Raw genomic sequence first — 24,874 nt, 5'->3', positions numbered from 1 at the left:
TGGACGGTGCCAAGGTGGGGGAGACGGCGCTGCTGCGCTTTGCGTCAGATCAAATGTCGAAGCTCACGCCTTCGGCGCGTGTTCCGCTCGGGCAATCTCGTGGAGCCAATCCGCGTGGCGCGGCGCGGTCTTGGTCTGCGACCACTCCTCCAGCATCGCCGGGGCGACGCGGGCGAGTTCTTCGTATTGCTCCGCCGTCCCGATATCGGCGGCAAGTTCCACCCGGTGGCCATTGGGATCGAAGAAGTAGATCGACTTGAAGATGCCGTGATGCGTCGGGCCGAGCACGTCGACCCCCAAACCAACGATATGCGCTTTGGCCGCCAGCAGCGCTTCCTCCGAGGGCACCTTGAGCGCCAGATGCTGCACCCAGGCGGGCGTGTTCGGGTCCTTGCCCATCTCGGGCTGGCCCGGCAGCTCGAAGAAGGCGAGGATGTTGCCGTTCCCCGCATCGAGGAAGATGTGCATGTAGGGATCATATTCGCCGGTCGAGGGCACGTGATCCTCGGCAAAGGCGGTGGTGTAGGTCATGCCCAGCACGCGGGCGTACCACTCCACCGTCTCCTTGGCGTCCTTGCAGCGGTAGGCGGCGTGGTGGATGCCCCCAAGCTGAACGGGGTGGGCTACGGGGTGCGTCATTGGGCCGGCTCCTCGACATTGAGCACGCCGCGGATGATCTGGTCGCGCTCCATGCTTTCGAACAGGGCCTTGAAATTGCCCTCGCCGAAGCCTTCGTCGCCCTTCCTCTGGATGAATTCGAAGAAAACGGGGCCGACCTGCGCCTGCGCGAAGATTTGCAGGAGGAGGCGGGGCTGGCCGCCTTGCGTGGTGCCATCGAGCAGGATGCCGCGCATCTTGAGCGCGTCCACATCCTCGCCGTGGCCGGGGAGGCGCCCTTCGAGCATCTCGTAATAGGTCGCGGGCGGGGCGGTCATGAAGGGGACGCCGAGCTTCTGGAGGCGGTCCCAGCAGGCGGGCAAATCTTCGCAGATCAGCGCGATGTGCTGGATGCCCTCGCCGTTGAAGGCGCGCAGGAACTCCTCGATCTGGCCCTTGCCGCCTTCCCCTTCCTCATTGAGCGGGATGCGGATCTTGCCGTCGGGCGCGGTGAGCGCCTTGCTGGTTAGGCCGGTGTATTCGCCCTTGATGTCGAAGAAGCGGATTTCGCGGAAATTGAACAGGGTCTCGTAGTAGTCGGCCCAGTACTTCATCCGCCCGCCATAGACGTTGTGGGTGAGATGATCGATGGTGTGAAAGCCCGCGCCCTCGGGGTGCTTGTCGACGCCCGGCAGGTACTCGAAGTCGATGTCATAGATGGTGAGGCCGTTGCCTCCCTCGGCGCCCTCGTAGCGGTCGACCAGATAGAGGATCGCGCCGCCGATGCCGCGGATCGCGGGGATGCGCAGCTCCATCACGCCGGTCTGCACCGCGACCGGCTCGGCCCCCTTGGCGATGAGGTGGTCATAGGCCGCCGCCGCATCGCGCACGCGGAAGGCCATGCCGCAGGCCGAGGGGCCGTGCTCGCGGGCGAAATACCACGCGGCGCTTTTGGGCTCGTAATTGGCGATGAGGTTGATGCCGCCCTGCCGCCAGAGGTGCACGTCCTTCGAGCGATGCTGTGCGACACGGGTGAAGCCCATCGCCGCAAACACCGGCTCGAGCACGCCCTTCTGAGGCGCGCAGAACTCGACGAATTCGAACCCGTCGAGGCCGCCGGGGTTGTCGAAGAGGTCGGTAGCAGGTGCGCTCATCGGTCATCCCTTCGGGCCGGCAATATAGTTTCAATTGAAACTACCTACCGCAAAAGGCCGATTCGCGCAAGCGCGAGCGGGGACTAGACCACCTGTCCGAGCGTCCGCCCGCGCTCGTCCTGCGTCAGCCGCAGACGCTTGCCGAAAGGCTCGCCGCTTTCGAAGGCCTCGGCCGTGGCGGGGTCCGACAGATCGGCATTGCCCACCACCCGCTCGCCCGCGTCCGAGCGGCCGATGAAGATCGCCTCGGCCCCCTTGGGGCCGCGGTTGATGGTGTAGGTTTCAACCACCGCGCACTCCACCGGACCCTTCGCCACCGGCACCTTGTCGGTCGCCTTGGGGAGCACCGCAAAGCGGTCAATGCCTGACCAGTCGGCAGGTTCGGTGGAGTAGATGCCGGTCGCATATTTGCTCATCCAGCCGCCGTTTGCGCCGACCAGCGCGAAGCTGCCGCGATCCCGGCGCACGCGCTGCACCGCTTCGGCGATGGCGTGGGCCGAATAGTTGTTCCCCGCCCCGCCGAAGAACGGCAGGCCGCCGGTCAGGGTCAGCCCGCGCGGGTCGTCCGCGCTCAGTCCGAAGTGGTCGCACTGGTTGAAGACGGGGATCGCGAAGCAGGAATAGAAATCGAGATAGGCGATCTCGCCGATCCCTTTCCCTGCCCGCCCCAGCGCCGCGTCGACGCTCGCGAGGCTGGCCGGGTTGCCCGCAAGGTCAGGCCGCTGCGAGAGCTTCAGTTCGGTCGCGGCGGTGACGGCATGGATATGCACCCACCTGTCCCGAGGCACCCCCAATTCGCGCGCGAGGCCCGCCGAAGCGACGATGATCGCGGCGGCCTGGTTCACCTGATCGCGCGCCACGGTCATGCGCGGATAGGGCTCCGCCACGATCCGGTTGCGGTCGGTGACGGTGGCGAGTTCCTCGGCACTGCGCTCCACGGGTGCGGCGGAGTGCGGGTTGGCGGCGGCCACTCGGGTGAAGGGCGCGAACAGCTTGCCGATTTCGCGGCGGTACTCCTCCAGCCCCAAACCCAGCCTCGCGCGCCGCGCGTTCTCGGCCAGCGCATAGAGCGGGATCGCCCCGCTCGCGCCGTGCATGAACAGCGTGGGCTCCATCAGTTCCTCGACCCCGAAACCCTGATCCTCGAGGTCGCCCTCGATTTCCTCCGACCAGTCGGGGATCTCACCCTTCGCGCTGAGCGCCAGCACGGTCGAGATCGCCTCGGAACCGACGATCACGGCACAGCGGCTCTCGCCCGCCGCGATGGCGCTCGCGAATTCGCCTACCAGCTGCTGGTTGGTCTGCCCGCCGGTTGTGGTGAGGATCGCGCGTTTCGGATCAGCCCCCACCCGCTTGGCAATCGCGCGCGGGACATTGCTGGCCGCGCCGAACGGCGGCTTCCTGTCGGGCCGCGACATCTCGAAGGCGCGGATCGCGGCGAGGGTGTCGATGGCACCCGCCACACCGCCACCCGCCCCGCTGTCCGCAATCGCCGCCCCCAGCGCCCGCCCGGCGAGGTCCATGTAGGACAGGGCCTCGTAGCCGGGCTGGCCGACGCGTTCTGAATATTGCCCGACCCCGATGATGACGGGCGTGGTGTCAGCGATCATGTGGCCGCGCCCTGCCGGGTCAGTCGACGAAGCCGTCGACACGCTCGACGATGATCGCCGGGGCCATGCCGCCCGCCGCGCACATGGTGACGAGGCCATAGCGACCGCCGCGCCGCTCCAGTTCGTCCACCACGGTGCCGATCAGGATCGAGCCGGTCGCGCCGATGGGGTGGCCGAGCGCGATCGAGCCGCCGTTGACGTTGACCTTGTCCCAATCAAGCTCAAGATCGCGCACGAACTTGGCGGCGACCACGGCGAAGGCCTCGTTGATCTCGTAGAGGTCGATATCGTCCTTGGAGAGGCCGGCCTTGGCCAGCACCTTCTTGGCGGCCGGAACCGGCGCGTTGAGCATCAGCGTCGGATCATCGCCCATGTTCGCCGTGGCGACGATGCGCGCACGGGGCTTCAACCCGTGCTTCTGCGCATAGTCCTTCGAGGTGATCAGCACCGCCGCGGCGCCATCGACCACACCCGAGCTGTTGCCCGCATGGTGGAAGTGCTTGATCTCCAGATCGGGGTACTTGGCGTTGATCAGCTTGCGGAAGGTCGTGCCCTCGGCGTCGAGCGGCACGTCGGCGATCTTGGGGAAGGCCGGTTCCAGCTTCGCCAGATCCTCGCGGGTGGTCTGCGGACGGGCATATTCATCACGGTCGAGCAGCACGGTGCCGTCATCGGCCACCACCGGCACAACCGACCTGGCGAAGCGGCCCTCGGCCATCGCCTCGGCGGCACGGACTTGCGAGCGGTAGCCAACCTCGTCGAGCTCCTCGCGGGTGAACCCTTCCTGCGAGGCGATCGCATCGCCGCAGATGCCCTGATGCGACTGCGGGTGCACCTTCTGGAGCCGCTCGTTGTAGCTGCCCATCATCGGCGGCTTGATCCCGGCGCGCATCTTCTCTTGGGCCATGGCGGCGGTGAGGCTCATCATCTCGGTGCCCCCGGCGATGACGCAGTCTTCCATCCCGCTCATCACCTGCGCCGAGGCGAGCGCGACGCTGGTGATCCCGCCACCGCAGAAGCGGTCGAGCGTGGTGCCGGACGAGGTGATATCGAAGCCCGCATCGAGCGCGGCCATGCGGCCCATGTCGCCCGCCTGCATCCCGTCCTGCGTGCTGACCGACCAGATCACGTCATCGACCGTGGCGGTGTCGAGATTGTTGCGGTCCTTGATCGCCTTCAAGACGGTGGCGGCAAGATGCTGCGGGTGGCACGCGGCCAGCGCGCCCTTGCCCTGCTTGCCGATCCCGCGGGGCGTGCGCACTGCGTCGATGATGTATGCTTCGGCCATGGGGTGATCCTCTCCACTTATAGCGAAATTGCGGTTGACGCGTCCGTAAACCGGCTGCACCAAAGGCACAAGGATTGCGTTTCGAAACGTAACGCCAAATTCGATAGGCCAAAGAGAGAGGACCCCTAGCCGTGAGCGATACCGCCGCACCCGAAGTGCTGACCGAAGTCGAGGATGGCGTCCTCATCGTCACCATCAACCGCCCCGAAGCCAAGAACGCCATGACCAAGGCCGCTTCCGAGGCGATCGCGGCGGCGATGGACCGCCTCGATGCCGAAGATGAACTGCGCGTCGGCATCCTGACGGGTGCGGGGGGCACCTTCTGTTCGGGCATGGACCTGAAGGGCTTCCTGCGCGGCGAATCGCCGAGCGTCCCGGGCCGCGGGTTCGGCGGCGTGGTGCAGGCCCCGCCCGCCAAGCCGCTGATCGCGGCGGTGGAAGGCTATGCACTGGCTGGCGGCCTTGAGCTGATGATCGCGTGCGACCTCGTTGTCGCGCACAAGGATGCCAAGTTCGGTATCCCCGAAGCCAAGCGCGGGCTTGTTGCGGCCGCCGGCGGCGTGATGATGCTGCCCGACCAGATCCCCGAGCGGGTGGCGATGGAACTGGCCCTCACCGGCGATTTCATCGGGACCGAGCGCGCCTACCAGATCGGCCTCATCAACCAGGTGACCGAGGGCTCCGCGCTCGAGGGTGCCAAGGCGCTCGCGGCCCGGATCGCGGCCAATGGCCCGCTTGCCGTGAAGGTCTCCAAGGCGGTGATGAAGCAATCGCGCGGCTGGGCGATGGAAGACCGCTACGCCAAGCAGGGCGAGCTGATCGGCCCGGTGTTCATCAGCCACGATGCCCGCGAGGGCGCCGCCGCCTTCGCCGAAAAGCGCAAGCCCAACTGGACGGGGAAGTAAGGACATATTTTTCGGCGCGTCCCGCGCGCCGTGCCACCCGCTCCCCCGCCCTTCCACCCGGATGCTACCCGATCGGCTCCGGGTGGACGGGCGGAGGAGCGGGCGGCCCGGAACCCAATCAAGGAGAGAGAGAATGTCGGTTCTCAACGTGCCTCAGCCCGCCTTCATGGAAGACGAGGAAATCGCCATTTTCGCCGACGCGGTCGGCAAGTTCTACCAGCAGCACGCGCCCGCCAAGCGCGTCGAGAAGTGGCGCGAAGATGGCCAGGTCGAACGCGAATTCTGGCGCGAAGCCGGGGAAGCGGGCCTGCTCGGCGTGTCTGTGCCGAGCGAATATGGCGGCCACGGCGGCGATTTTCGGCATGACCTTGTCGTCATCGACCAGCAGGCCAAGCACGGGGTCGACGGGTTTGCCGCCTCGCTCCACAACACGGTGATCCTGCCCTACCTGGTGCGCCACGGGACCGAGGAGCAAAAGGCAAAGTACCTCCCCCGCCTCGTCAGCGGCGACCTCGTCAGCGCGATCGCCATGACCGAACCGGGCGTGGGGTCCGACCTCCAGTCGATCACCACCACCGCGGTGAAAGACGGCAACGGCTACCGCATCAGCGGCTCGAAGACCTATATCTCGAGCGGCCAGATCGCCGATTTCATCATCGTCGTCGCCAAGACCGATCCGAACGAGCGCGCCAAGGGCATCTCGCTGATGCTGCTCGAGACCGAGGGCGCGGATGGCTTCCAGCGCGGGCGCAAGCTCGACAAGATCGGGATGGACGCGGCCGACACGTCCGAGCTGTTCTTCGACAATGTCTTCGTGCCGGCCGAAAACGTGCTCGGCGGGGTCGAGGGCAAGGGCTTCTACCAGCTGATGGGCGAGCTGCCGCAGGAACGCCTGATCATCGCCGTGGGCGCGATCAACGGGATCGAGAAGGCGCTCGAGACCACGATGGACTACGTCAAGAACCGCAAGGCTTTCGGCCAGACGATCTGGGATTTCCAGAACACCCAGTTCGTGATGGCCGACTTGAAGGCCCGCAGCACCGCCGCGCGCGTGTTCGTCAATGATTGCATCGCCCGCCATTTGAAGGGTGAGCTCGACGTGGCGACCGCCTGCATGGCGAAGTACTGGGTGACCGAGCTTCAGGGCGAGGTCGTCGACAAGTGCCTGCAATTCCACGGCGGGGCCGGGTTCATCAACGATTACCCGATCGCCCGCATGTACCGCGACAGCCGCATCACCCGCATCTTCGGCGGTTCGAACGAGGTGATGAAGATGGTGATCGCGAGGGGTATGTGAGTTTGTAGGCGGGCCCGCCTGCGCGGATGTTTTTGTAAGTGCAGCCGCCTCCGCGTATGCTTCCTCGGTGCGTTTCTATCCTTAGAGGATCGAGCACCTGCGGGCCGCCGTTCGGCCTTGCGGTCGCTGGCGCGACCGGATCAGCGCGAAGATCGACCTACTGAGAGGCGGCCCCGCAACGGGCCGCCTTTTTCGTGAGCAGCCCCAACCTTCCTGAAAGCGCGGGTTCGGCGCTGATCGGCCCCGCAGGGGCCGCAAGCGCGAACGCGTGCCCGCAGCGACGCGACCTTCAGGTCGCATGAGCGAGGACTTCGCGCGCCGGATGGCGTGCGGAAAACAAAAAAGAAAGGAGCGGCCTGCCGCAAGGCAGGCCGCTCCCCTCTCCCGCTCCTTTGCGGAGCTAACTTGTTCTACGCGCTCAGAACTTCGCGCGCAGCGTGACGCCGTACTGGCGCGGCGGCAGGGTGAAGGCCGAACGCGAGTTGGCCGCACCGCTTCCGCGCAGGGTGGTGTTGAAGGTCACCCCGCGCACCACTTCGTCGGTGAGGTTGTTGACCCAGCCTTCGAGCGCATACTTGCCGCCCGCAAAGCGCAAGCCCGCGCGCGCATTGACGAAAGCCTTGCCGTCCTGGATGTCGGCGATGATCAGCGGCGCGGCGTCGACCGCAGCCTGGACCTGCGCCTGGGTCGAACCGGCGGCCACGGTCGGCGGCACGATCGCCTGGGTCGAGGTGCGCTGGTCGGCTTCCACCCGGACCTGGCCCGAGATGAAGAACTCGACATCGTCGCTGATCGGCCTTTCCCACATCGCGCCCGCCAGCGCGATGATCTGCGGCGCGTTGGTGAGATCGTTGCCGCACAGCGAAACCACCGTCACCGCCGCCGAGGTGCCCGCGCAGTCATCGGGATAGTCGGCCTTGAGGAAGGTCGCCGACAGGTTCAGCGTGAGCCCTTCTGCCGGACGCAGCAGGCTTTCGATTTCCACGCCGCGGGTGTTGGCCTTGGGCACGTTGAAGGTCTGGAACGCGGTGCCGGTGAATTCGAGAACCTGGAAGTTCTTGAACTGCTCGTAGAAGCCCGCGACGTTCAGCGTCAGCGCCCGGTCAGGGGTCTGCGCCTTGACGCCGATTTCATAGGCATCGACCTCTTCCGACAAGAAGCGCGGGTCCGCCCCGCCAACCGCAGCCGTGGTGTCGAGGTTGATCCCGCCCGCCTTGTAGCCGTGGGTGAAGCTGCCGTAGGTGCTCACGAAGGGGCTGATCTCGTAACCGAGCTTGACGGTGTAGATCAGCTCCTCGTCCTTGAAGTCCGACTGGAAGGTGCGCACCAGCGGCAGGACGGCCGATTGCGGCAGGTTGGCGGGCGCGGTGAAGCCGAAGCAGCCGAGCGCAACGAAAGTCGGGCGCAGCGCTGCGGGCACGACCGCCGGATTGCCGCTCGCCCCGATCGCATTGAGCGTTGCCGGACAGATCGTGTTGTTGACCGCGGTCTGGGAAAAGCCGCCCGACTTGTCTTCCCACGAATAGCGCGCGCCCACGGTCAGTTCGAGGCCGTCGGTGATCTCGAGCGAGTTGTGGGTGAAGACGGCGTAGCTCTTGGCGTCCTGCTGGAAGCGGTTGGTGTTGCGCGTGCCCGCAGGATCGCGGCCGGTGAACACGGTCAGCGGGTTGGGCCCGAGCGCACCGCCGGTCGCCGCGAACAGCAGCGCGCCGACGTTCTCGCCATATTCCGAACCGAGCGCGAAGGTGACCGACTGGTCGATCTGCTCCTTGGAGTAGAAGCCGCCAACCATATAGTTGAGCTTGCCGCCGGCCGCTTCGCCCTGCAGACGCAGTTCGGCGGTCCAGGTGTCAAGATCAAGGTTCAGCGCATCGACATTGAAGATGTCGAGCCCGGTGAAGTCCGAATCGTAGTTCTCGAAGCTCTGGTACTTGCGGTAGGAGCCGATGAAGATCAGGTCCGCACTATCGGAGAGCGGGAATTCCAACTCGCCGGTCACGCCGTAGTTGTCGATATCGGCGATGGGCGCGAAGTTGGCCGAGACCACGCGGTTGTCGAGCGCCTGTTCGAAGGCGCTCTGGTTGCGCGGATCGGTGCTGACCGAAGGCTGGCCGTTGCCGCCGTTCGCGCCGAGCCCGACCCCCTGGTAGGCGCCGAGGGTCACCGCCGGCGACTGGTAGAGCTCGATCGCGCCGCAGCAGCTCGAGGTGCTCTTCGAATAGTCGGCGATGATCCGGCCGCGCAGCCCGCTTTCGGTATCCCAGCCGATCTGGCCGCGCACCAGCCACTGGTCGACATCGTTGGTCTCGCCGACCTTCACGCCGTTACGGTTGACGACATCGAGGAAGCCGTCGCGTTCACGCCACGCACCGGTGAGGCGCACCGCGACAGTGTCCTTGACCACCGGCAGGTTGATCGCGCCTTGCAGGCTCTTCTCTTCGAAATTGCCGTATTCAGCGTTCACGAAGCCGCCGAATTCGGTCACGTCCGGCCGGACATTGGTGATGTTGAGCGCGCCGGCCGAGGTGTTGCGGCCGAACAGGGTGCCCTGGGGACCGCGCAGCACTTCGACGCGCTCGACGTCGACGAATTCGCTGAGCGCCACGCCCGGGCGCGACTGGTAGGCGCCATCGATGAAGATGCCGACCGCGCTTTCGAAACCGATATTGTTCGAGGTCGTCCCGACGCCGCGCACCCGCAGCACCACCGAGCCCGAGGCAAGCTGCGCCTGGCTGGCGGTGAAGGACGGAGCAAGAGCGGCGATCTGCTGGATGTTGACCACGCGCTGCGCTTCGAGCTGCTGCGGCGCGATCGCGGTCACGGCGAGAGGAATGTCCTGCACGTCCTGCGCACGGCGCGTCGCGGTCACGATGATGACGTTGTCATCCTTGGCGACGGGCGCCTCGTCGGTGTCCTGGGCAAAAGCGGGGGTGGTCAAAGCGCTGCACGCCATCAGGCCGCAGGCGAACGTAGCGAATTTGCGCGTCATCAGTTTCCCTCTCTCCACATCCCAGCCGGTCTTTGCGCCGGACTTGGGTTAGCGGAGCGAAACCTATCAGTGTCGCGCATCCTAACAAGAGTCACAGGCAAACTTATGCCGGACCGTAGCAAAAATGCCACAATTGCATTTTTTGCGCAGCTTGGCGTCGGATTTTCCGGAAGCGTGGCAAGATTGTTACGCGGACGCCGCCGCCCTGTCAAAAGCCGTAACGCAGCCCCAGCCACAAGGTGCGCGGCACGCCAAGGTCGATCGATCCGCCCTGGTTGCGGGAAACGATCTCCTCGCCCGTCAGGTTCTCGGCGCGGGCGACGAGCGAAAGGCGGCCCTGGAGCGGCGCGGCAAAAAAGGCGTCCAGCGTCGTGGCGGGCGGCAGGCGGTCGGTTTCGCGGTCGTCCTCGAACTGGGCCGCGACATGGCGCAAGGTGCCCGCGATCCGCCAGCCCGGAGCAGGCTGCCAGCCGAGGGTGAGCGTGGCGGCGAATTCCGGTGTCTGGGCAGGCCGCAGCCCGTCGAGATCGGCGGACGGCCCCTCGCCGCGCACTTGCGCATCGGTCCAGGCGAGCGCGCTCTCGAGGCTGACCGCGCCGAACTTCGCGGCCAGGCTCGCCTCGATCCCGCGCGCTTCGACGGCGGGGAGGTTCGCGCGGCGGCGCAGATTGCGGCCGATGGTGACATTGGCGATGGCGTTCTCGACCTCGTTGTCGAAGGCGGTGACCGCGATCACCACTTCGTTGACCGGCTGCCAGTCGAACCCGATCTCGAAGCCCTGGAGACGTTCATTGGCGAGGTTCGCGTTGGCCTCGGTGGTGACGGGGAAGACCACGAAGGGCCGGTAGAGTTCGTTCAAGGTCGGGAGCCTGAGGCCCGTATAGGCTGCTGCGCGCAGACCCAGCCGGCGGGTGGCGTACAGCAGCGCACCCGCGCGCCAGCTCAGCGACCAGTCCGAGCGGTCCGGCGCGATCACCTCGCCCACCACCGCGCCGGTCGTGGCCGAAACCGCGCGGTAGAAGCCGCCGGTGATGCTCGACCGGTCGGCGCGCAGACCGCCGTTCACCGTCAGCGGGCCGATCTGCCAGTCGTCTTCGACGAAGATGCCGAGGTTGCCCGTCGCCCCGCCGGCGCGGCGGCGTTCGGTGACCGCGCCCGACACGGCGTTCAATGCCTCCTCCTGCAATTCGCCATCGGCGCGGCGGTAATCGGCGCCGATGCGGATGTCGTGGCCTTCGAGGATGGGCGGGCGCAGCTCGAACTTGCCGCCGATGCCGGTCGAAGGCGTGCGGCGCTGGTCGAGGGTCGGGGTGAAGCGGGTGGCGGAGATCACCACGTTGGAAAAGTCGCGCGCCTGCACATAGGCGAGCGCATCGAACTGCCAGCGTCCCCGGCGGACGAATCGGATCGAGGCTTCCTCGCCCTCAGAGGTGGAATCCGCGCCCCGGAAGCGCAGCGTGCGCGCGTCGCGGAAGGCGGCGATGCGGGCCTGCACCTCGACCGTGTCGGTGAGCGGGGCGACGGTGCGCAGCGCGGCGTTCCAGCTGTCGAAAGCGGCGCGGGCGGTGGCGGGAACGCGCTGCGCGAGCGGGGTGGTGAAGAACCCCTGCCCGCGGTCCCACCGTCCGCTCGCCACGGCAAAGCCGAGTCCGAGGCTTCGGGCAAGGACGCCCGAGGCTTCGGTCTCCCCCCGGTCATTGACCGCCGCGCTGGCGAGGACACCATCGCCGGGCGCAGCGCTCTCCAGCTCGATGGTGCCGGCGAGCGCCCCAGCCCCGAACGGGCCGGAGCCGCCCCCGCGCGTCACCCGGATCGTGCCCAATGTCTCGGGAGCGATGGCCGAAAGCGGGATATAGCCGAAGAACGGGTCTGCCAGCGGCACCCCGTCGAGGAGCACCAGCGCGCGGCTCGTGGCATTGCCGCCCAGCGCGCGCAGCGTCACCCCTTGCGCGCTCGGGTTCGACGAGCGGCTGTCCGAGCGGCGGAACTGCTGGAACCCCGCCACACCCCGCAGCACATCCTCGATCCGCCCCGAGGGGCTGGCAACGATCGCATCGCGTTCCAACGTGGTGGTCGCATAGATCCCGTTCGAGAGCGCCGGATCGAGACCCTTGCCGGTGACGATAATCTCTTCCGCCGGCTCCTCCTCGCCAACCACATTCTGCTGCGCGGCGATAGGCGCGGCAAACAGGGCAAGGGGCAAGGAAGCGAGCAGGCGGGAGCGCAAGATCATGCCGGAGCCCTTAGGGCCAGCCTCGGCGCAAGTCACCTCCGCGCTTGAACCTAATCGGTTGCAATTTGCCATTCGAGACTCGCTTTTGCGCAAATGCTGTGGTTACATCAGTGTCAACAAGGGAGAGAGAGGCCCGTCATGCTCGCAACACCGCCCGACTTTGATGTGCTGATCGTGGGTGCCGGGATTTCCGGCATCGGCATGGCTGCACACATGGAGATGAAGGCGCCCCGCCACAGCTACGCCATCATCGAACGCCGCGACAATCTGGGCGGCACGTGGGATCTGTTCCGCTACCCCGGCATCCGCTCGGACAGCGACATGCATACCCTGGGCTTCGATTTCGAGCCGTGGCGGCACGAAAAGTCGATCGCCGATGCGCCCGCGATCCTCGAATATCTCGACCGGATCGTCGATGAACGCGGCATCCGCCAGCATATCCGCTTCGGCCACAAGGTCATCTCGGCCGACTTCCGCCACGATGACGCGCGCTGGCATGTCGAGATGGAAAAGGCCGACGGGTCGCGCACCCGCCTGACCGCCAATTTCCTCTACCTTGGCGCAGGCTATTACGATTACGATGAGCCCTATGACCCCGGCTTCGACTTCGGCGAGTTCGAGGGCCAGGTGCTCCACCCGCAGTTCTGGCCCGAGAACCTCGACTACAAGGGCAAGAAGGTGGTCGTGATCGGATCGGGCGCAACTGCGGTCACCATCGTCCCGTCGATGGCGAAGGAGGCCGCGCACGTGACGATGCTCCAGCGCACGCCGACATGGATGTTCACGCGGCCCGCCAAGGATGCGATCGCCAATTTCCTGCGCGCGGTTCTGCCCGAAAAGCTCGCCTACCGGATCACCCGGTTCAAGAACATCAAGATGCAGGACTTCAGCTTCAAACTGGCGCGCGACAAGCCGCAGAAGGTGATCGACGCGCTCTACAAGAAGATCGAAGCCTCGCTCGGCCCGGATTACGACAAGGCAACCTTCACTCCGCCCTACAAGCCGTGGGAACAGCGCCTGTGCCTGGTGCCCGACGAAGACCTGTTCACCGCGATGAAGGCGGGCAAGGCCGATGTCGTCACCGGCCATATCGCCAGGTTCGAAAAGGGCGGCGTGCGCCTCGCCGACGGCACCTTCCTGCCTGCCGACATCGTCGTGACGGCGACGGGCCTCAAGCTCGCGGTCGCCGGCAAGATCGCCGTGGCGGTCGATGGCGAGGCGGTGAAGTTCCACGACCGGTTCTACTACAAGGGCTGCATGTTCTCGAACCTGCCCAATCTTGCGGTGGTGTTCGGCTACCTCAATGCCAGCTGGACCCTGCGCGCCGACATCAATTCGGACTATGTGTGCCGCGTGCTCGAACATATGCGCAAGACCGGCACAAGCATCGCCACCCCGGTGCTGACCCCGGCCGCCGAGGCCGCGATCACCGAGGATGACGTCTTCGATTTCTCGAGCGGCTACATCCAGCGCGGCAAGCACATCATGCCGAGGAACTCGGTGAGCTACCCGTGGCGGCTGAACCAGGAATATGTGGTCGACAGGAAGCGCATGAAGGACGACCCGCTGACCGACGGCATCCTGACTTTCACCAAGCCCGGTGCCAACGCACAGCGCGGCGAGGAGCAGCTGGAAGCGGCGGAATAAGGTCGAAAGGCGGGCGGTAATCTCTTCCGATTGCGCCCGCCTTCGCCTAACCAACCCCCATGACCGTCTCTGACAAAATCTGGACCGCCGGGCTTATCGTCATCGGCGACGAAATCCTCTCCGGCCGCACGCAGGACAAGAATATTGCGCAGGTCGCCTCCTGGCTTCAGGTGCAGGGCATCCGCCTCGCCGAGGTGCGGGTGGTGCCCGATATCGAGGCGCGGATCGTCGAGGCGGTCAATGCGCTGAGCGCCGCCAACGATTACCTCTTCACCACCGGCGGGATCGGGCCGACCCACGATGACATCACCGTCGATGCGGTGGCAGCGGCACTGGGCGTCCCGGTAGTCATCCATCCCGATGCGCGCGCGATGCTGGAGCGCTATTACGCCACCCGCGGCGGCCTCAACGAGGGGCGCCTCAGGATGGCGCGGGTGCCCGAGGGCTCCGAGCTCATCCCCAATCGCATGTCGGGCGCGCCCGGCATCCGGCGCGGCAACATCTTTCTCATGGCAGGTGTCCCGCACATCACCGCCGGAATGCTCGACGCGTTGACCGGCGCGCTCGAAGGCGGCGCGCCGCTTTTGTCGGAAACGCTCGGCGGGTGGATTCCCGAAAGCGAGGTCGCCGACATCCTACGCCAGACCGAGGCGGCTTACGCGACCTGCCAGATCGGCTCCTACCCCTTCTTCCGCGAGGGCCGGGTGGGGGCCAATTTCGTGGTCCGCTCGGTCAGCGCCGATGATCTTGCGGCCTGCTGCACCGCGCTTGCCGAAGGGCTGGCGGCAGCCGGACACCCGGTCACGCGCGGCGGCATCTGACCCCCTCGCCCACGGGCGCCGGAGCGTGTCAGGAGACATCATCACCTCGCCTTAACCCTTGGGTGCTAGGGCCGGTGCATGACGCGTGTGTTCATCACGATCGACACCGAATACTCCTCCGGTCTCTATACCGGCCCGGGGGCAGGCGACCGCGCGGAAAACTACACCCGTTCGATCGCCTGCCTCACGCCGGAAGGTCCCGCCGGGATCACCCACAAGCTCGAGCTGCTGGCGCAATACGGGCAGAAGGCGGTGTTCTTCGTCGACCCCATGCCCGCGCTGGTGTGGGGCGTGGCCGCGATCGAGGACATCGTCGCGCCGATCCTCGCCGCCGGGCAGGACGTCCAGCTTCATTGCCACACCGAATGGCTCGGCCTTGCCGGCGCGGCCTGCCCGCTGGCCTCGGGGATGACCGGCAGGAACCTCGCCGACTTTCCCTTCGAGGAGCAATGCCGGATCCTCGATTACGCGCGCGCCATGCTGATCGCCGCAGGGGCGCCCAAGCCGGTCGCGTTCCGTGCGGGCAATTACGGCGCCAATGACGATACCTTGCGGGCGCTTGCGACGATCGGGCTCGATTACGACACCAGCCATTGCCCGGCGCTCGCCGGCAGCGGGGCCTGTCGCATCGGCCTTGGCCCCGAAGACCGCGAGCCGGTCGGCCGTATGGGCCTGCTCGAAGTCCCCGTCGGCGCGATCGGCACGCTGGGCGGCGGGCTCAGGCATGCGCAGATCACCGCGCTGACGCTGCCCGAGATCCTCGGCGCGATCCGCCATGCGCGCGATACCGGGCGGGACGGCTTCACGCTGGTCAGCCACTCCTTCGAGCTCATCAACCGCCGCCGCCAAGCCGTGAACCCGATCGTGCGCCGCCGCTTCCACGGGCTGGTCAAGGCGCTCGCCCATATACGCGGGGTTGCGACCGGCACCTATGCCGAGACCCCGCCACGGCTCAATCTGACCGGCGCGAACGCCGCGCTCCCGCCCTGCCCGTGGCGCACCGGACGCCGGATCGCCGAGCAGTTCGTCTCCAACGCGCTCTACGGGCATCTGTAGGCAGAGCCCTGCGGTGGCAAGTGCGGGCATCGACTTCACGCTTGGCGCGCGGCGCCTTGCGAGCGTGCCGCGAGACCTCGCGACCTGGGCCTTCAGCCTCGAGGACGTGCTTGCCGGCGCGCTCCCCGAAGCCCCCGCGGGCGGGCGCGACGGGGTGCGCGTGCTCTCCGCCCCCACCGCGCTGCTCCCCGCGATCACCGCCCGCTTCCCGCAGTGCCTCGCCGGCGGGCGGCAGGACTACCGGCGCCACTACATCGCCATGGGCGCCGGCTTCGATGCCTATATGGCGGGCTTCTCGGGCAGGACCCGGTCGACCCTGCGGCGCAAGGCGAGGAAGCTCGCCGAGGTCGCGCCGGGGGGCACCCATGTCACCGCCTACCGCACCCCCGCCGAAGTCGAGGCCTTCCTCGGCATCGCCCTGCCGCTGTCGGCGCGGACCTATCAGGCGCGGCTGCTGGGTGCTGGCCTGCCCGGTGATCCGGCCGCGCGCCGCGCCATGCTGGAGGCGGCAGAAGAGGGCCGGATGCGCGCCTTCCTGCTCCACGCCGGGGCCGAGGCGATCGCCTATCTCGCCCTGCCGGTCAGCGGGCGCACGCTCGTCTATGCCCACCTCGGCTACGACCCCGCCTGGGCGCCGCTGTCACCCGGCACGGTGCTACAGATCGAGGCGCTGGAGCGGCTCTATGCCGAGCAGCGCTTCGCCTTCTTCGACTTCACCGAGGGCGAGGGCGCGCACAAGGCGCTGTTCGGGACGCACAGCGCGGCCTGCTCAAGCCTCGTCCTGCTCACCCCGACGCTTGCCAACCGGACGCTGCTGGGGGCGCGCGCGGTGTTCGATGCGGGCGTTGCGCGAGCCAAGGCGCTGGCTGGCCGGTCAGACGCTCTCGGCCGGCTCCGCGCTGCCCTGCGCGCCTGAGGCACGCGCGGCCCGCTCGCGGTTCGCGGCCTGCTGGCGCGAGCGTTCGACCAGCGCGGCGCGCACCGACGGCGCGCCCGAGAGCGAGCCGTACCGCACCGCGAGATAGACCCACACCAGCGCGACCACGCCAAGCAGCGTGCCCGCCGCCATCCCGAGCCGTACATCATAGCTCGCCAGCAAGGCCGAGGCGGCCACCGCCACCGCGCCCACCAGCCACTTGGGCGAGAGCCATCCGGCGAGACGTTCCGAAGCAACGGGCATGTGCGACCTCTTTCATCAAACGCGGGCGAAAGGGGGGGAGAGGGCCCGCGCGTGCCCTCTTCAGATGGGACAACGCGCCGGCAAGACAAGGGGTCCGAATGACTTATGGAAAACGGCAAGGGGGCCGGAAGCGCGCAGCTTCCGACCCCCGCCTACTCCGTCAAAGGCGCTGTAGGAAAGCGCTGATCGATCCCGCAGGGATCGCAAGGCCGGTTAAGCCTCAAGTAGCGCAGCGATAGGCCGACAAAGACTCACGCCCGCAGCGACGCGGCCTTCAGGCCGTGTGAGCAAGGAAGCGAAGCCGCGCAAGGCCGCTTCGCCCCACAAATTACGCGCCTTCGACTTCCGACAGGTCGACCTTGAGGCCCGGGCCCATCGAGGAGGTCAGCGAGACCTTGCGGACATACTTGCCCTTGGCGCCCGAGGGCTTCGACTTCACCACCGCCTCGGTCAGCGCCTTGAAGTTGGCCTTCAGCGCGTCGTCCGAGAAGCTCAGCTTGCCGATCCCCGAGTGGATGATGCCCTGCTTTTCGACGCGGTATTCGACCTGGCCGCCCTTGGCGTCCTTGACCGCCTGCGCGACGTTCGGGGTCACGGTGCCGAGCTTGGGGTTGGGCATCAGGCCCTTGGGGCCGAGGATCTTGCCCAGACGCCCCACCACGCCCATCATCTCGGGCGAGGCGATCACGCGGCCATAGTCGAGGTTGCCGGCCAGCATGTCTTCCATGAGGTCTTCTGCGCCGACCTTGTCAGCGCCCGCAGCCAGCGCCTTTTCGGCATTGTCGCCGCGCGCGAACACGGCGACCTTCACGTCCTTGCCGGTGCCCGAGGGCAGCGACACCATGCCGCGCACCATCTGGTCGGCGTGACGCGGGTCGATGCCGAGGTTCATGGCGACTTCGACCGTCTCGTCGAACTTGCCGCTGAACTGGCGCAAAACGCCCAGCGCTTCTTCGATGGTGTAGAGCTTCTCGCGATCGAGGCTGGCGAGGATCTTCGCCTTCTTGGTGATCTTTGCCATGTGCTTAGCCCTCCACCACTTCGAGGCCCATCGAACGGGCGCTACCGGCGATGATCTTGATCGCCTGATCGATATCGTTTGCGTTGAGGTCGGCCATCTTGGCTTCGGCGATCTCGCGCAGCTGCGAGGTCTTGATGGTTCCGGCCGAGACCTTGCCCGGCTCCTTCGAGCCGGACTTCAAGTTGGCGGCCTTCTTGATGAAGTAGGTCGCCGGCGCGGTCTTGGTCACGAAGGTGAAGGACCGGTCGCCGTAGACGGTGATGACCGTCGGGATCGGCATGCCCTTTTCCATTTCCTGCGTGGCTGCGTTGAACGCCTTGCAGAACTCCATGATGTTCACGCCGCGCTGACCCAGCGCCGGGCCGATCGGCGGCGAGGGGGTGGCAGAGCCTGCGGGCACCTGCAGCTTGATATAGCCTTCGATTTTCTTGGCCATGAGGCCTAACTCCTGTCGCACTGTTGCCGCGCTGTTGCTGGCGCGGCTCATGGTGAGCGGTCGAACGCTGCGGCCTGTGCATGCCGGCAGCTCCCGCACGGAATCGCCTGCCCCGTGGGCAAGCGAAGGCGCGCGCATAGCGTGTCGGAGCCAGAATGCAAGCGCTTCGGCGTCCCGCCCGCCCGCAGACCTGCCCGTGTAGGAGACAATGAGACACTGTCCAGGGCGGAAAACGCCGCCCTTGCGCAGCCCCGCGAATCCGGCAGGTGCGAGACGGGGCGGAAAGGCGGGCCATGCGCGGCACATTACGCCTCCCGGGCGGTGTAGGAAAATGAAACCCGCCCCGCCCCGCCCGGATTGTCTTTCGGGGCGACTTCAATCATTAACGCGCGGCGTGCTAGGCGGCCGCGCAGGATTGTCCGGTCAGGAGCCCACAATGATCACCATCGCCGTGCGTGTGCGCGAAATCGTCTCGAGCAATGTCGATACCCTCATCAGCAAGGCCGGCGAGCCGCGCAAGATGCTGCGGCTGCTGCAATCGGAAATCGAGGAGACCCTGATCGCGCTGCACGGCGATGCCGCCCGGGCCAGGCGCCAGCAGTCGCGCCTCCAGGACAACGCCGCGCGCCTTGCGGCCGCTGCCGAGGAATGGACCGGCAAGGCCAAGATTGCCGTCGATCACGGGCGCGAGGATCTCGCCCGCGCCGCGCTGCTGACCCGCGAGGCCGAACGCGCCAGGGCCGCCGAGGCCGCCGCGAGCGCCGACGGGCTCGCCGGGCAGCTCGCCGATCTTGCCGCGGTGATCGCCGATCTCGAGGCCAAGCGCGCCGCGATCACCGCGCGGATCGCCGAACTGCTGCAGGCCGAAGCCGCCGCCGCGCGCCCCGATGCCGCCGCCGACAGCGCGACCGACCGCCGCATCGACCGCATCGAAGCGCTCGAACGCCGCGCCGGCTTTGCCGATGCGCCGGCGGGCGCACCCGACCCTGGCTCGCTTGGCGACGAGATCGCAGACTTGCAGAAGGCAAGCGCGATCGAGGCCGAACTCGCCGCATTGAAGGCCGCCGCGCCCGCTGCGGCCAAGAAGGCGGGCAGCAAGAAGCGCGCCTGAGGCCGCGCCGCGATCTGCCGCGTGAGGGCGGGGTTAACCGGCTGCGCGCTATGTTCGCCGCATGATTGCAGAACTCCCCGGCCTGCCTGCCGATGCGCCCGCATCGCTGAACTTTCTCGGCGCCGCGCTGGTGGTGCTGGCGCTTCAGGCCGTTCCGTGGACCGGGATCTTCCTGATGATCCTCGCCGGGCCGCTGTGGGCAGGCGTGCTCGTCACCCTCGCCATGACCGGGATCCTCTGGGAGGTTGCGACCGGGCAGGCCAGCCCCGTCTGGCTGGCGCTGCCGGGGTGCTATTTCGGCGCCTATTATCTTCTCGCCGCCTGGGAGCGGATCGCGGCGTCGCGGATTGCTGCCGGGATCGCCGCGGCCAACGCGGGCCAGGCGCTGGCCTGCGATCCCGCGCGGCAGGATGTGCTGCTCGTCAACGGCAAGGGCAGCTTGCAGATCGACATCGGCCCGCTGCTCGCCGGATACGCCCTGGCGCGGGTGTTCCGGGGCGGCCAGGTCCATTTCCTCGGCACGAGCGAAGCCTGCCTTCTGGCACGCGGCGAGGCGGCGCGGCAGAGCGGGGTATCCTGTTTCGGGCACAGCCCCGGCGCGCGCGCTGCGGTGTCCGGGGCGATGCGCGCGTGCGGCATCATCAGCGCCCCGGGAGAACCCGAAAGGCCGGTGCTGCGCGTGACCAGCGACCGCAGCGCGGAACGGCGGATGCTCGTCCCGGTGCAGTTCGAGGACTTCACCCTGCTTGACGAGGCCAGCGGGGCGACCTGCCGGCTGCGTTCGGGCGAGGCCCGCCTGCTCGCCCGCTTCCCCTTCCCGATCATCGGCTTCGCGCTCAACAGCGGCGCGCCCAAGTGGCAGGGTTTTGCCGGCTGGATGCGCCAGCGCGCTGTGCCGCTGGCTGACGGCGGCACAAGGGCGGGCGGGGCCGCGCTGGTCGCCGGCGCGATGGGGCTTGCGCCCTCGGACGATGTCGCGGCGCGGGCGGTGGGGGCAGAGGCGGTCGCGGCGCTTATCGATGCGTCGGACACTGCGCTTGCCGACAAGGAGCTGGCGATCTTGGGGACGATGCTCGCCGATCCCCTCACCCACGTCAGGGACGGGTGGTTCCGGCATCTCGTCATTCGCCCGCTCGTGGTCGTCCCCTATGCCGACAGGATCCTCGCGGCCCTCCATATCCTTCAGGCGAGCGACCTGCGCGCCAGCGAGAACGGGCGCAATCTGTGGCGGCTGCTGTCGGCGCTCCCGGATGCGGTGCTGGAGCCCCACCGGGCGCGGATCGTGGACTGGCTCGATCCGGCGCAGGCGCGGCCCTGGACCCTCGCCACCGACGAGATCTACACCCGGCTCGATGCCGCCGTGCCGCAGGAGCGCGCGATCCTGCTCCACCGGCTGGAAAGCCAGCACGGCGATCTCAAGACGCGGCTCCTCCCCGGCTTTGCGCGGATGGGCAGCGCCGCGCCGGACGACGCGAAGGCGCGGCTGCTGGCGCTGTGGCAGGCCCGCGCGCCCGATCCGGCGACCAGGGGATCAAAGCGCGACCAGGGCGATGCGGCACTCTACTTCACGCTCGCGCGGATGGGGCTGAAGGCTGCTGCGGGCGAAGTGGTGCAGCGCTATTACGGCCCGACCTTCGCCGCGATCTGGCGCGAGGTCGAGGCCGACAGCCATGCCGAACTGTGCGAGGCTTCGTGGAACGACCTCGCCCAGTATTTTCGCGGGCCCCGCTAGGCGGGCGGTCGCGGCACTCTGAGGCCCTTGGTGCGGCTGGTGAGGTGGAAGGCCTTGCACACGGCGCATTTGTAGGCGCGCAAGGGCACATCGGCGGCCAGCGCTACAGCCTCGGCCGCCTCGCGCGCGGCAAAGCGGCGCTTGCGGTTGCAGATGCCCGGGCGGGTTTGCATCGCGCGCGAGAGTAAGTGATTTCGCGCGGAATGGAACATCTCCCGGCCCGATGCGGAGCGATGCTGCCGGCGAGCGGCAAGCCGTTCCTCGCACTGGCGGTGCAGGCGGACAAGGCCTCGGCCTATCCCGCAGAGCTGCCGCAAGCCGGTGCCCGCGCAGGGGGGGCACCGGCCCGGGAATGCATCACTTCACCAGTTCGACTTCCTCGAAGCCCAGTTCCACCGGGGTCGCGCGGCCGAAGATCGAGACGCTGACCTTGACGCGCTGCTTGTCGAAATCGAGCTCTTCCACGATCCCGTTGAAGCTCGCGAAGGGCCCTGCGTTGACCTTGACCGAATCGCCGATCTCGTAGTCGACGCTGATATCGCGCTTGGGCGCGGCCTGCGCTTCGGCGACGCCGCCGAAATAGCGCGAGGCCTCCTTCTCGGAGATCGGCTGCGGCTTGTTGCCCGAGCCGAGGAAACCGGTCACCTTGGGGGTGTTCTTGACGAGGTGGTAGATGTCGTCGGTCATGTTCAGCTTGGCGAGCACGTAGCCGGGCATGAACTTGCGTTCGACCTGCACCTTCTTGCCGCGCTTGACTTCGGTGACGGTCTCGGTGGGGACCTGCACTTCCTCGACGCCTTCCGACAGGCCGAGGCGTTCGGCTTCGGCGATGATCGCGTCGCGCACCTTGTTCTCGAAACCGGAATAGGCGTGAATGATGTACCAGCGGGCCATGGGACGTCCTTGGGTCAGTATGATCTTGTCGGGGAAAGCGGCAGCGCTTAGGCGCGGCCTACTTGAGCAGGCCGATCAGCGCGTTGACGATCGTGCCGAAGATGGTGTCGATGCCGAGGAAGAACACCGACAGCATCAGCATGAAGATGAACACGAAGATCGCCGTGCGCACGGTTTCCTCGCGGCTCGGCCAGACGATCTTGTTCGTCTCGGCGCGCACCTGGTTGAAGAACTCGGGCACCGAGGTCTTGGGCTTCTTCGGTTCTGCCCCGTCCTTGGGGGCGGTGATCTTGTCGGCCATGCCAGCCTTATCCTTCGCGTAATGGCGCCGTGTCTCGTCCGGCCGGCTTTCAGGTAGGGCTCCGCGCCGTCCGGGACAAGGTCGCCGGAGGGGCTGGGGAATCTGCCGATGTCGGTGAGACGAGAAGGGGCCTTACGCGCAAGGCCGCGCGATTGCAAGATCGTGTCGCGCGGGGGTGCGCTGGCGGCGCGCGCTCAGCCCAGGCCGAGGGTCAGCAGCCGCGAGAGCCCGCGCGGGCGGTCATGCATCGGACGCAGCGGGCCGTGAATGGCCCGCGCCAGCGCCGGATCGCGGGTCGGGCGCGGGCTGACCCAGTGGTCGGGACGCGAGGAACGGAAGGTGTAGGCGCTCATCCTTGGTCTCCTGTAATCGGGTCGGCGCTTCGGTTCGTCGACAGCAATACACGGTTGGGCTTGCGATAGGATGAACGGCGGGTGCGGGAACGCGCAAGGATCGCAGGCCACGGCCCGGAGACGCGCGCCCGGTTATGGCGCGGATTCGGCCCGCAGGGCCGCAAGCGCGACCGCGCGCCCGCAGCGGCCCGGAGTAAAACGGAGGAACAGCCGCGAGGACGAGCCCGCGGAGGCGGGCTCGAAAAACAAGAATGGCAGGGGTGACAGGATTCGAACCCGTGGCCCTCGGTTTTGGAGACCGATGCTCTACCAGCTGAGCTACACCCCTGCACTCGCTGAGGCGGGCCGTGTAGCGTCGCATCGAAAGTTAGGCAATCCTCTTTGCCTCGCCGCGCGCCGCACTGTATGCTGCACCGCGACATGCACGCGCCGCAACGCCCTCCGATCCCGGTCGAGACCCTGCTGCTCGCCTATCGCAGCGGGATCTTCCCGATGGCGGACCGGCGCGACGATCCCGAGGTGTTCTGGGTCGAGCCGCGCGAGCGGGCGATCATTCCGCTGGAAGGGCTGCATCTCAGCAAATCCCTGAAGAAGGTGATCCGCGCGGACAGGTTCGCGGTGACGGTCGATCGCGGGTTCGAACAGGTGATCCGCGCCTGCGCCGAGCCGCGCCCCGATCATCCCGAGACGTGGATTTCGGAACGCATCATCCAGTCCTATCTCGGCCTCCACCGCGCAGGTTACGCCCATTCGGTCGAATGCTGGCAGGTCGGGCGCGAGGGCTGGCCGGAGCTGGTCGGCGGGCTTTACGGGGTGAGCTTCGAGCGGGTGTTCTGCGGCGAATCGATGTTCAGCCGGGTGCCCGATGCGAGCAAGGTCGCGCTGGCCTGGCTGGTGGCGCTGATGCGGCGGGTGGGGCTGGTGCTGCTCGACTGCCAGTTCATGACCGAGCACCTGCGCTCGATGGGCGCGCGCGAACTGGCGCAGGCCGATTATCGCGCTCTGGTGGAGCGCTCGCTCGGCGAGCCGCGGACGGATCTGGCCGAAGCCTGGCGGCAATTCGCCTCGGGCGAAGGCTATGCCGCGGGCGCGGCGGCAGGGGTCGCAGCAGGCGAGGGTGCTGCCGATGGCGCAGCCGGCGGCTTGCCCGAGGGTTCGGCCTTGGGCGATGCCGGCCCTTCCTCGCCCGGGAAGCGCATCGTGCAGTCCTTGACCCACACGTCATAGACCGGGTGCTCGACGACGTTGAGGCTCGGGCTTTCGAGGAACATCCAGCCCGAGAACACGCGGGCGTGCTGGGCAGCCCCGCGCTCGCGGATGTCGACCTGGACGAAGGCACCGGTCTGCTGGGGGAGTTCCCAGGGCGCGGTGCGCTCGCAGGCGGAAACGCGGATGATCACCGGACCGATCTCGCGGCTCTCGCCCGGCTTGAGCTTGATCTCTTCCGAGACATTGTTGCGCTTGTTGAGGAGGCCGAGCACCGCGACGCGCTCGTTCATCGGGGTGGCGCCGTAGTCATTGGCGGGGGCGGCCGGACCGGCAGCGGCGGCCGGAGCGGGGGTGGCGGCATCGTCGAGCGAGACCTTCACCGCCTCGCCCGAGGACGGCGCGAAATAGTCGCATGCGGCAAGCGAAAGCGGCAGCGCCAGCAGCGCGGCAAGGCGAAGCGGCTTCACCCGCGCAGCCCTCAGCTGTCCGCGCTGCCCGGGGTCCAGGCCTCGTAATCGCCGACAGCCCGCGCGCGCACGCCGCCGCGCTCCAACGCGCCTTGCGGGCGATAGGCGGCCGCCGTGCCGGTGGCGTTGGGGGTGTAATCGGCCTCCCATACGCGCGGCGGGGGAAGGTGGCTTTCGGGCACTTCGTCATAGGTGCCGTGGAGCCAGCCGTGCCATTCGGACGGCACGCGGCTCGCATCATTGGCGCCGTTGTAGATCACCCAGCGCTTCTCGCGGCTGGTGTAGGAGCCGTCCGGACGGGCGCTGGCCTTGGGCCCAGTTTTCGGCCTTGCGCGGTAATATTTGTTGCCCGCCGCATCGGTGCCGACATGTTCGCCGCCTGCGCGGCTCGCCCACAGGTGCGTGCCGATGGTGGCACCGTCCCACCAGGTGAAGATTTTCATCAGGATTCCCATAAGGGGGGCGATTAGCGGAATTGGCGGGGAGCGCCAAGGGGAGAGTCTTTGTTTGCGTGCCCGCCTCCGCGGGCACGTCCTCGGTGCGTTTCGATCCCTGCCGGATCGAGCACCTGCG

General features: G+C 67.4%; 23 protein-coding genes, 1 tRNA gene and 1 pseudogene. 9 read left to right on the top strand and 16 right to left on the bottom strand.

The window, feature by feature from the left end:
• Positions 1 to 63: 63 nt before the first annotated feature.
• The 4 genes from D620_RS0104275 to D620_RS0104260 form a co-directional block, all read right to left on the bottom strand.
• Positions 64 to 639: a VOC family protein gene (locus D620_RS0104275; RefSeq protein ID WP_017664556.1), complete on the bottom strand. Its 576-nt coding sequence runs from the start codon at positions 637 to 639 to the stop codon at positions 64 to 66.
• On the bottom strand, positions 636 to 1,751 hold the full coding sequence (hppD, locus tag D620_RS0104270; protein WP_017664555.1) for a 4-hydroxyphenylpyruvate dioxygenase: 1,116 nt from the start codon (positions 1,749 to 1,751) through the stop codon (positions 636 to 638). The genes D620_RS0104275 and hppD overlap by 4 nt, the downstream gene beginning before the upstream one ends.
• Before the next feature lie 83 nt (positions 1,752 to 1,834).
• Positions 1,835 to 3,361 (bottom strand): hypothetical protein, encoded by a 1,527-nt coding sequence (locus D620_RS0104265; RefSeq protein WP_017664554.1) that lies wholly within the window; start codon positions 3,359 to 3,361, stop codon positions 1,835 to 1,837.
• Between the two features lie 19 nt (positions 3,362 to 3,380).
• Positions 3,381 to 4,649, bottom strand: coding sequence for an acetyl-CoA C-acetyltransferase (locus tag D620_RS0104260; protein ID WP_017664553.1), 1,269 nt, complete (start codon positions 4,647 to 4,649; stop codon positions 3,381 to 3,383).
• Positions 4,650 to 4,780: 131 nt separating this feature from the next.
• Between D620_RS0104260 and D620_RS0104255 the strand changes: the two genes are divergently transcribed.
• Both D620_RS0104255 and D620_RS0104250 read left to right on the top strand, forming a co-directional pair.
• Positions 4,781 to 5,554: a crotonase/enoyl-CoA hydratase family protein gene (locus tag D620_RS0104255; protein WP_017664552.1), complete on the top strand. Its 774-nt coding sequence runs from the start codon at positions 4,781 to 4,783 to the stop codon at positions 5,552 to 5,554.
• 133 nt (positions 5,555 to 5,687) lie between these two features.
• The gene (locus tag D620_RS0104250; protein ID WP_017664551.1) at positions 5,688 to 6,851 is read left to right on the top strand and encodes an acyl-CoA dehydrogenase family protein; all 1,164 of its coding nucleotides are present in this window, start codon (positions 5,688 to 5,690) and stop codon (positions 6,849 to 6,851) included.
• A 418-nt stretch (positions 6,852 to 7,269) separates the two neighbouring features.
• Here D620_RS0104250 and D620_RS0104245 read toward each other — a convergent pair whose 3' ends face one another.
• Both D620_RS0104245 and D620_RS0104240 read right to left on the bottom strand, forming a co-directional pair.
• Positions 7,270 to 9,840 (bottom strand): TonB-dependent receptor, encoded by a 2,571-nt coding sequence (locus tag D620_RS0104245; RefSeq protein WP_033376151.1) that lies wholly within the window; start codon positions 9,838 to 9,840, stop codon positions 7,270 to 7,272.
• Positions 9,841 to 10,048: 208 nt separating this feature from the next.
• The gene (locus D620_RS0104240) at positions 10,049 to 12,073 is read right to left on the bottom strand and encodes a TonB-dependent receptor plug domain-containing protein (RefSeq protein ID WP_017664549.1); all 2,025 of its coding nucleotides are present in this window, start codon (positions 12,071 to 12,073) and stop codon (positions 10,049 to 10,051) included.
• Positions 12,074 to 12,211: 138 nt separating this feature from the next.
• Here D620_RS0104240 and D620_RS0104235 point away from each other — a divergent pair, with 138 nt between their 5' ends.
• The 4 genes from D620_RS0104235 to D620_RS0104220 all read left to right on the top strand — a co-directional run bounded on the left by D620_RS0104235 (position 12,212) and on the right by D620_RS0104220 (position 16,513).
• Positions 12,212 to 13,720, top strand: coding sequence for a flavin-containing monooxygenase (locus D620_RS0104235; protein WP_017664548.1), 1,509 nt, complete (start codon positions 12,212 to 12,214; stop codon positions 13,718 to 13,720).
• Between the two features lie 59 nt (positions 13,721 to 13,779).
• On the top strand, positions 13,780 to 14,541 hold the full coding sequence (locus D620_RS0104230) for a competence/damage-inducible protein A (RefSeq protein WP_017664547.1): 762 nt from the start codon (positions 13,780 to 13,782) through the stop codon (positions 14,539 to 14,541).
• Positions 14,542 to 14,619: 78 nt separating this feature from the next.
• Positions 14,620 to 15,597, top strand: a complete 978-nt coding sequence (locus D620_RS0104225) for a polysaccharide deacetylase family protein (RefSeq protein WP_017664546.1) — start codon at positions 14,620 to 14,622, stop codon at positions 15,595 to 15,597.
• A gap of 13 nt (positions 15,598 to 15,610) precedes the next feature.
• Positions 15,611 to 16,513, top strand: a complete 903-nt coding sequence (locus tag D620_RS0104220; RefSeq protein WP_017664545.1) for a GNAT family N-acetyltransferase — start codon at positions 15,611 to 15,613, stop codon at positions 16,511 to 16,513.
• Here D620_RS0104220 and D620_RS0104215 read toward each other — a convergent pair.
• The 3 genes from D620_RS0104215 to rplK all read right to left on the bottom strand — a co-directional run bounded on the left by D620_RS0104215 (position 16,472) and on the right by rplK (position 18,234).
• The gene (locus D620_RS0104215; protein ID WP_017664544.1) at positions 16,472 to 16,777 is read right to left on the bottom strand and encodes a hypothetical protein; all 306 of its coding nucleotides are present in this window, start codon (positions 16,775 to 16,777) and stop codon (positions 16,472 to 16,474) included. The two genes, D620_RS0104220 and D620_RS0104215, sit on opposite strands and share 42 nt — an antisense overlap.
• A gap of 328 nt (positions 16,778 to 17,105) precedes the next feature.
• Positions 17,106 to 17,798, bottom strand: coding sequence for a 50S ribosomal protein L1 (gene rplA, locus D620_RS0104210; RefSeq protein ID WP_017664543.1), 693 nt, complete (start codon positions 17,796 to 17,798; stop codon positions 17,106 to 17,108).
• Positions 17,799 to 17,802: 4 nt separating this feature from the next.
• Complete coding sequence (rplK, locus tag D620_RS0104205; RefSeq protein WP_017664542.1) at positions 17,803 to 18,234, bottom strand: 50S ribosomal protein L11; 432 nt, start codon at positions 18,232 to 18,234, stop codon at positions 17,803 to 17,805.
• A 436-nt stretch (positions 18,235 to 18,670) separates the two neighbouring features.
• Between rplK and D620_RS0104200 the strand changes: the two genes are divergently transcribed.
• A complete protein-coding gene (locus D620_RS0104200) occupies positions 18,671 to 19,345 on the top strand; it encodes a PspA/IM30 family protein (RefSeq protein WP_017664541.1) in 675 nt (224 codons plus the stop codon).
• 61 nt (positions 19,346 to 19,406) lie between these two features.
• Positions 19,407 to 21,077 (top strand): hypothetical protein, encoded by a 1,671-nt coding sequence (locus tag D620_RS0104195; protein WP_017664540.1) that lies wholly within the window; start codon positions 19,407 to 19,409, stop codon positions 21,075 to 21,077.
• Here the strand turns inward: D620_RS0104195 and D620_RS16545 are convergent.
• From D620_RS16545 to D620_RS0104170, 5 genes are all read right to left on the bottom strand, one after another.
• A complete protein-coding gene (locus tag D620_RS16545; protein WP_017664539.1) occupies positions 21,074 to 21,250 on the bottom strand; it encodes a hypothetical protein in 177 nt (58 codons plus the stop codon). The genes D620_RS0104195 and D620_RS16545 overlap by 4 nt on opposite strands.
• A 184-nt stretch (positions 21,251 to 21,434) precedes the next feature.
• On the bottom strand, positions 21,435 to 21,971 hold the full coding sequence (gene nusG, locus D620_RS0104185) for a transcription termination/antitermination protein NusG (RefSeq protein WP_017664538.1): 537 nt from the start codon (positions 21,969 to 21,971) through the stop codon (positions 21,435 to 21,437).
• A gap of 58 nt (positions 21,972 to 22,029) precedes the next feature.
• A complete protein-coding gene (secE, locus tag D620_RS0104180; protein ID WP_017664537.1) occupies positions 22,030 to 22,272 on the bottom strand; it encodes a preprotein translocase subunit SecE in 243 nt (80 codons plus the stop codon).
• Between the two features lie 194 nt (positions 22,273 to 22,466).
• On the bottom strand, positions 22,467 to 22,625 hold the full coding sequence (locus tag D620_RS16540; RefSeq protein ID WP_017664536.1) for a hypothetical protein: 159 nt from the start codon (positions 22,623 to 22,625) through the stop codon (positions 22,467 to 22,469).
• Positions 22,626 to 22,877: 252 nt separating this feature from the next.
• A tRNA-Trp gene (locus tag D620_RS0104170) sits at positions 22,878 to 22,953 on the bottom strand.
• Positions 22,954 to 23,030: 77 nt separating this feature from the next.
• Here D620_RS0104170 and aat point away from each other — a divergent pair.
• On the top strand, positions 23,031 to 23,852 hold the full coding sequence (gene aat / locus D620_RS0104165) for a leucyl/phenylalanyl-tRNA--protein transferase (RefSeq protein ID WP_017664535.1): 822 nt from the start codon (positions 23,031 to 23,033) through the stop codon (positions 23,850 to 23,852).
• Positions 23,853 to 23,887: 35 nt separating this feature from the next.
• Here the strand turns inward: aat and D620_RS16535 are convergent.
• Together D620_RS16535 and D620_RS0104155 are read right to left on the bottom strand one after the other, a co-directional pair.
• A pseudogene (locus D620_RS16535) lies at positions 23,888 to 24,124 on the bottom strand (DUF2155 domain-containing protein); the annotation flags it as partial.
• A 188-nt stretch (positions 24,125 to 24,312) separates the two neighbouring features.
• Positions 24,313 to 24,756, bottom strand: coding sequence for an NADH:ubiquinone oxidoreductase subunit NDUFA12 (locus tag D620_RS0104155; protein ID WP_017664533.1), 444 nt, complete (start codon positions 24,754 to 24,756; stop codon positions 24,313 to 24,315).
• Between the last annotated feature and the right edge of the window lie 118 nt (positions 24,757 to 24,874).

This window comes from Porphyrobacter sp. AAP82 (genome assembly GCF_000331285.1).
Classification (GTDB): domain Bacteria; phylum Pseudomonadota; class Alphaproteobacteria; order Sphingomonadales; family Sphingomonadaceae; genus Erythrobacter.
This window is presented reverse-complemented; position numbering and strand designations above follow the sequence as displayed.

What these genes read in the sequence shown, in the direction of transcription:
- D620_RS16545 (WP_017664539.1), bottom strand. Translation starts at nt 21,250, where the DNA reads ATGCAAACCCGCCCGGGCATCTGCAACCGCAAGCGCCGCTTTGCCGCG.
- D620_RS0104240 (WP_017664549.1), bottom strand. Translation starts at nt 12,073, where the DNA reads ATGATCTTGCGCTCCCGCCTGCTCGCTTCCTTGCCCCTTGCCCTGTTT.
- rplA (WP_017664543.1), bottom strand. Translation starts at nt 17,798, where the DNA reads ATGGCAAAGATCACCAAGAAGGCGAAGATCCTCGCCAGCCTCGATCGC.
- D620_RS0104225 (WP_017664546.1), top strand. Translation starts at nt 14,620, where the DNA reads ATGACGCGTGTGTTCATCACGATCGACACCGAATACTCCTCCGGTCTC.
- D620_RS0104235 (WP_017664548.1), top strand. Translation starts at nt 12,212, where the DNA reads ATGCTCGCAACACCGCCCGACTTTGATGTGCTGATCGTGGGTGCCGGG.
- rplK (WP_017664542.1), bottom strand. Translation starts at nt 18,234, where the DNA reads ATGGCCAAGAAAATCGAAGGCTATATCAAGCTGCAGGTGCCCGCAGGC.
- D620_RS0104195 (WP_017664540.1), top strand. Translation starts at nt 19,407, where the DNA reads ATGATTGCAGAACTCCCCGGCCTGCCTGCCGATGCGCCCGCATCGCTG.
- aat (WP_017664535.1), top strand. Translation starts at nt 23,031, where the DNA reads ATGCTGCACCGCGACATGCACGCGCCGCAACGCCCTCCGATCCCGGTC.
- D620_RS0104155 (WP_017664533.1), bottom strand. Translation starts at nt 24,756, where the DNA reads ATGGGAATCCTGATGAAAATCTTCACCTGGTGGGACGGTGCCACCATC.
- D620_RS0104275 (WP_017664556.1), bottom strand. Translation starts at nt 639, where the DNA reads ATGACGCACCCCGTAGCCCACCCCGTTCAGCTTGGGGGCATCCACCAC.
- D620_RS0104265 (WP_017664554.1), bottom strand. Translation starts at nt 3,361, where the DNA reads ATGATCGCTGACACCACGCCCGTCATCATCGGGGTCGGGCAATATTCA.
- D620_RS0104200 (WP_017664541.1), top strand. Translation starts at nt 18,671, where the DNA reads ATGATCACCATCGCCGTGCGTGTGCGCGAAATCGTCTCGAGCAATGTC.
- D620_RS0104250 (WP_017664551.1), top strand. Translation starts at nt 5,688, where the DNA reads ATGTCGGTTCTCAACGTGCCTCAGCCCGCCTTCATGGAAGACGAGGAA.
- secE (WP_017664537.1), bottom strand. Translation starts at nt 22,272, where the DNA reads ATGGCCGACAAGATCACCGCCCCCAAGGACGGGGCAGAACCGAAGAAG.
- D620_RS16540 (WP_017664536.1), bottom strand. Translation starts at nt 22,625, where the DNA reads ATGAGCGCCTACACCTTCCGTTCCTCGCGTCCCGACCACTGGGTCAGC.
- D620_RS0104230 (WP_017664547.1), top strand. Translation starts at nt 13,780, where the DNA reads ATGACCGTCTCTGACAAAATCTGGACCGCCGGGCTTATCGTCATCGGC.
- D620_RS0104260 (WP_017664553.1), bottom strand. Translation starts at nt 4,649, where the DNA reads ATGGCCGAAGCATACATCATCGACGCAGTGCGCACGCCCCGCGGGATC.
- hppD (WP_017664555.1), bottom strand. Translation starts at nt 1,751, where the DNA reads ATGAGCGCACCTGCTACCGACCTCTTCGACAACCCCGGCGGCCTCGAC.
- D620_RS0104245 (WP_033376151.1), bottom strand. Translation starts at nt 9,840, where the DNA reads ATGACGCGCAAATTCGCTACGTTCGCCTGCGGCCTGATGGCGTGCAGC.
- D620_RS0104215 (WP_017664544.1), bottom strand. Translation starts at nt 16,777, where the DNA reads ATGCCCGTTGCTTCGGAACGTCTCGCCGGATGGCTCTCGCCCAAGTGG.
- nusG (WP_017664538.1), bottom strand. Translation starts at nt 21,971, where the DNA reads ATGGCCCGCTGGTACATCATTCACGCCTATTCCGGTTTCGAGAACAAG.